At 73.2% G+C, this 4,654-nt stretch carries 4 protein-coding genes; 3 read left to right on the forward strand and 1 reads right to left on the reverse strand.

The window, feature by feature from the left end:
- From GTW67_RS15920 to ilvD, 3 genes are all read left to right on the forward strand, one after another.
- Window positions 1-855 (forward strand): sugar phosphate isomerase/epimerase family protein (locus tag GTW67_RS15920; protein ID WP_524539786.1); only part of this gene is annotated, 855 nt, incomplete at its 5' end.
- Complete coding sequence (locus GTW67_RS15925; RefSeq protein ID WP_161165483.1) at window positions 852-1,466, forward strand: TetR/AcrR family transcriptional regulator; 615 nt, start codon at window positions 852-854, stop codon at window positions 1,464-1,466. The genes GTW67_RS15920 and GTW67_RS15925, both read left to right, overlap by 4 nt.
- A 146-nt stretch (window positions 1,467-1,612) precedes the next feature.
- Window positions 1,613-3,466: a dihydroxy-acid dehydratase gene (gene ilvD, locus GTW67_RS15930; RefSeq protein WP_161165484.1), complete on the forward strand. Its 1,854-nt coding sequence runs from the start codon at window positions 1,613-1,615 to the stop codon at window positions 3,464-3,466.
- A 35-nt stretch (window positions 3,467-3,501) separates the two neighbouring features.
- On the opposite strand, the gene GTW67_RS15935 is transcribed toward ilvD, so the two are convergent.
- Window positions 3,502-4,654 (reverse strand): BamB-related PQQ repeat family beta-propellar protein (locus tag GTW67_RS15935; RefSeq protein WP_161165485.1); only part of this gene is annotated, 1,153 nt, incomplete at its 5' end.

Raw genomic sequence — 4,654 nt, forward strand, 5'->3', positions numbered from 1 at the left:
GCAGAACCAAGGGACGTAGTCCGCACCCCGGACGCGAAGGTCGCCCTGTCGACGGCTTCCGTCTACCCGGAGTCGACGGCGACGGCCTTCGAGATCGCCGCGCGCCTCGGGTACGACGGCGTCGAGGTCATGGTGTGGACCGATCCGGTCAGCCAGGACATCGAGGCCCTGCGCCGGCTCAGCGACTACCACCGGATGCCGATCCTGGCCGTGCACGCGCCCTGCCTGCTCATCACCCAGCGGGTCTGGTCCACCGACCCCTGGACCAAGCTCCAGCGCGCCCGGGCCGCCGCCGAGAGGCTGGGCGCGAGCGCCGTGGTCGTGCACCCGCCGTTCCGCTGGCAGCGCCAGTACGCCCGGGACTTCGTCAGCGGCATCTGGCGGATGGCGAACGAGACGGACGTGCGGTTCGCCGTCGAGAACATGTACCCCTGGCGCTACCGGGACCGCGAGATGCTGGCCTACGCGCCCGACTGGGACGTGACGAAGGAGGACTACCGTCACTTCACGATCGATCTCAGCCACGCCGCCACGGCCCGCACGGACACCCTCGGCATGATCGAGCGCATGGGCGACCGCCTCGGCCACGTCCATCTCGCCGACGGCAAGGGCTCCGCCAAGGACGAGCACCTCGTCCCCGGCCGCGGCGACCAGCCCTGTGCCGAGGTGCTGGAGAGCCTCGCGCACACCGGTTTCGACGGGCACGTCGTCATCGAGGTCAACACCCGTCGCGCCATGTCCAGCGCCGAACGTGAGGCCGACCTCGCCGAGGCGCTGGCCTTCACGCGTCTGCACCTGGCGCAGTCGGCGGCCCCGGTGCCGGGGGCCCCCGGGACGAGGACGGACCGCCGGTGAGCGACGAAGCCCACGCGGCCACGCGCCGCCGGGGCCGCCCGCGGCGCACGGAGTCCGCGGACACCCGCGACCGCATCCTCACCACCGCCCGCGAGGAGTTCTCCGAGCGCGGCTACGAGAAGACCTCCGTGCGCGGCATCGCCAAGGCGGCGGGCGTGGACCCGGCGCTGGTGCACCACTACTTCGGCACCAAGGAGCAGGTCTTCGAGGCGGCCGTCGAGGTCGCCTTCGCACCCGCCCTGGAGGCCCCCGGGGCGGTCGCCGACGGGCCCCTGGACGGGGTGGGCGAGCGCCTGACCCGCTTCGTCCTCGGTGTCTGGGAGAACCCCGCCACCCGGGCCCCCCTGCTGGCCGTCTTCCGCTCGGCCGTGAACAACGAGACCGCCGTCACCGTCTTCCGCCGGCTGATCGCCGCCCAGCTGCTGCGCCGGGTCGCCGCCCAGCTGAACGTCCCGGACGCGGAGCTGCGCGTGGAACTGGCGGCGGCGCAGCTGGTCGGGTGCGCGATGCTGCGCTACGTGATCAAGGTGGAGCCGCTGGCCTCGGCGGACCCGGAGGAGCTCGTCGCCCGTCTGGCACCGGTCGTACAGGGCCACCTCACCGGCCCCTGACCCCGCCGCCGGCACGGCCGTACGCGAGACACGCGTCCCGCATTCCGGACACCCCGTCCCGGTCCCTGGATGACGGGCGTACGCTCGACGGCAGTCAGAAAACTGTCAGCGTTTCCTGACAGAACTCTCCGAAGGAGCGAGCGACGATGCCCGAGCTGAGGTCCCGCACAGTCACCCACGGCCGCAACATGGCGGGCGCCCGCGCCCTTATGCGTGCCTCCGGTGTACCCGGTGCGGACATCGGGCGGAAGCCGATCATCGCGATCGCCAACAGCTTCACGGAGTTCGTGCCGGGCCACACGCACCTGGCCCCGGTCGGCCGGATCGTCAGCGAGGCGGTCGTCGCCGCCGGCGGCATCCCGCGCGAGTTCAACACGATCGCCGTCGACGACGGCATCGCCATGGGCCACGGCGGCATGCTCTACTCGCTGCCCTCCCGCGACCTGATCGCGGACAGCGTGGAGTACATGGTCGAGGCCCACTGCGCCGACGCCCTGATCTGCATCTCCAACTGCGACAAGATCACCCCGGGCATGCTCAACGCGGCGCTGCGCCTGAACATCCCGACGGTCTTCGTCTCCGGCGGCCCGATGGAGTCCGGCCGCGCCACCCTGGTCGACGGCACGGTCCGCACACTGGACCTGGTCGACGCGATCTCGGACGCCGTGAACGACAAGATCTCGGACGAGGACATCCTCCGTATCGAGGAGAACGCCTGTCCGACCTGCGGCTCCTGCTCCGGCATGTTCACCGCCAACTCGATGAACTGCCTGACCGAGGCCATCGGCCTGTCCCTGCCGGGCAACGGCTCGGTCCTCGCGACCCACACGGCGCGCAAGCGGCTGTACGTGGACGCGGCGAACACGGTCATGGACATCACCCGCCGCTACTACGAGCAGGACGACGAGACCGTCCTGCCCCGCAGTGTGGCGTCCTTCGCGGCGTTCGAGAACGCCATGGCCCTCGACATCGCGATGGGCGGCTCCACCAACACGATCCTGCACCTGCTGGCCGCCGCCCAGGAGGCCGGCGTGCCCTTCGGCCTGGAGCAGATCGACGCCGTCTCCCGCCGGGTGCCGTGCCTCGCGAAGGTCGCGCCGAACGTCGCCAAGGACCGCACGTACTACATGGAGGACGTGCACCGCGCCGGCGGCATCCCCGCCCTCCTCGGCGAGCTGCACCGCGCCGGCCTGCTGAACGAGGACGTCAACTCCGTCCACAGCCCGTCCCTGGCCGACTGGCTGAAGACCTGGGACGTGCGCGGCGGCTCCCCGTCGCCCGAGGCCGTCGAGCTGTGGCACGCGGCGCCGGGCTGCGTCCGCTCCGCCGAGGCCTTCTCCCAGTCCGAGCGCTGGGAGGCCCTGGACACCGACGCCGAGGGCGGCTGCATCCGCTCCGCCGAGCACGCCTACTCCAAGGACGGCGGCCTCGCGGTCCTCAGGGGCAACCTGGCCGTCGACGGCTGCGTCGTGAAGACCGCCGGCGTCGACGAGTCCATCTGGACCTTCGAGGGCCCCGCGGTGGTCTGCGAGTCGCAGGAGGACGCCGTCCAGAAGATCCTCACCCAGCAGGTCAAGGAGGGCGACGTCGTCGTCATCCGCTACGAGGGCCCCAAGGGCGGCCCCGGCATGCAGGAGATGCTCTACCCGACCTCGTATCTGAAGGGCCGCGGCCTGGGCAAGGCGTGCGCGCTGGTCACGGACGGCCGGTTCTCCGGCGGCACGTCCGGCCTGTCCATCGGCCACGCCTCCCCGGAGGCGGCCTCGGGCGGCACCATCGCCCTGGTCGAGGACGGCGACCGCATCCGCATCGACATCCCGAACCGCGCCATCGAGCTGCTGGTGGACGACGCCGAGCTGGCCCGCCGCGAGCAGGCCCTGAACGGCGTGTACGCCCCGAAGAACCGCGAGCGCAAGGTCTCCCAGGCGCTGAGGGCGTACGCCGCGATGGCGACGAGCGCCGACAAGGGCGCCGTCCGCGACGTGAGCAAGCTGGGCTGACCGCCCCCGACAGGCCCCTACGGACCCGGCCCCCGCTACCAGGCGGCCGGGTCCCGCCCGTCCACGCCGAACACGGTGCCGTCCGGCGCACCGGCGTAGACGTGCCCGCCCGCGAGCACCGGCGCGGGCAGCGAGGCGGGCACCCGGTCGGAGTCGGCACCGAACCTCGGCGACGTCTGCCCGAGCAGCCTGCCCGTGCGGGCGTCGACCCCGAGGAGCCGTCCGTCGGGTGCGGTGACGTACACGTGCCGTCCGTCCGAGACGGGCGCCGAGCCCCGGCTCACCCCGGTCTCCAGCCGCCACCCCTGCGTCCCGGACGCCATGTCGACGGCCACGAGCGAGCCGCCCGCGCCCATCAGGTGCACGGTGGTCCCGTGCACCCCGGCCTGCGCCTCGGCGACCGGCACGTCCAGCGTCACCCGGCGGGTCGCCCCGCTGCTCGGCGTGTAGCGCACGACGGCCGTCGCGTCGCCGTAGGCCATGCCGCCGACCAGGAAGTACACGGACCCGTCGGCCGCGCCCACCGGCGTCACCGTGCCCTCCATGTCGGCGTCCCACCGCACGTCCCCCGTCGCCGGGTCCACCGCGGTGACCCGCGTCCGCGACCCGTCGTCCGACACGGTCGCCGCGTAGGCCGTCGCGTCCCCGGCGAAGGAGGTGAAGTACGGCACGTCCTGCCCGGCGATCCGGTGCGACCACAGGGTCTTGCCGGAGGCGCTGTCCACCCCGGTGACCCGTCCGTCGGCGGCGGTGAGCAGGAGCGCGCCGCCGGCCCAGCGCAGCCCGTTGTACGGGGGCGCCTTCTCGTGCCACGCCACCTTGCCCGTGGCGGGGTCGAGGGCCTCCAGGTCGCCGATCAGGTCGGGCGAGGGGTACAGCAGGCCGCCCGACATGACCGGCGGTTCGCTCCGCGTGGTCCCGGGCACGTCGTGCCGCCACAGGGTGCGGCCGTCGGCCGGATCGAGGGCGAAGACCACGCCGGGCCGCCCGCACATCAGCTTGCCCGCCCCGTAGGAGCACTGGGGCATGCCGCCGCCCGAGCCCGCCTCGGCCTCCCAGGCGCCGAAGCCGTCCGGCGCCTGCTGCGCGGCGGCGGTCTTCGGCGCCGGCTCGGTGTCGCCGCTCCACCCGAGGGAGGCGAGCCCGCCGAGCACGGCGAGGCAGAGCACCCCGGCGACGAGCACCGTC

It is taken from the genome of Streptomyces sp. SID5910, assembly GCF_009862125.1.
GTDB lineage: Bacteria > Actinomycetota > Actinomycetes > Streptomycetales > Streptomycetaceae > Streptomyces.

Excerpts from the sequence above, each read along its gene's own strand:
- ilvD (WP_161165484.1), top strand. The coding sequence starts at position 1,613 with ATGCCCGAGCTGAGGTCCCGCACAGTCACCCACGGCCGCAACATGGCG.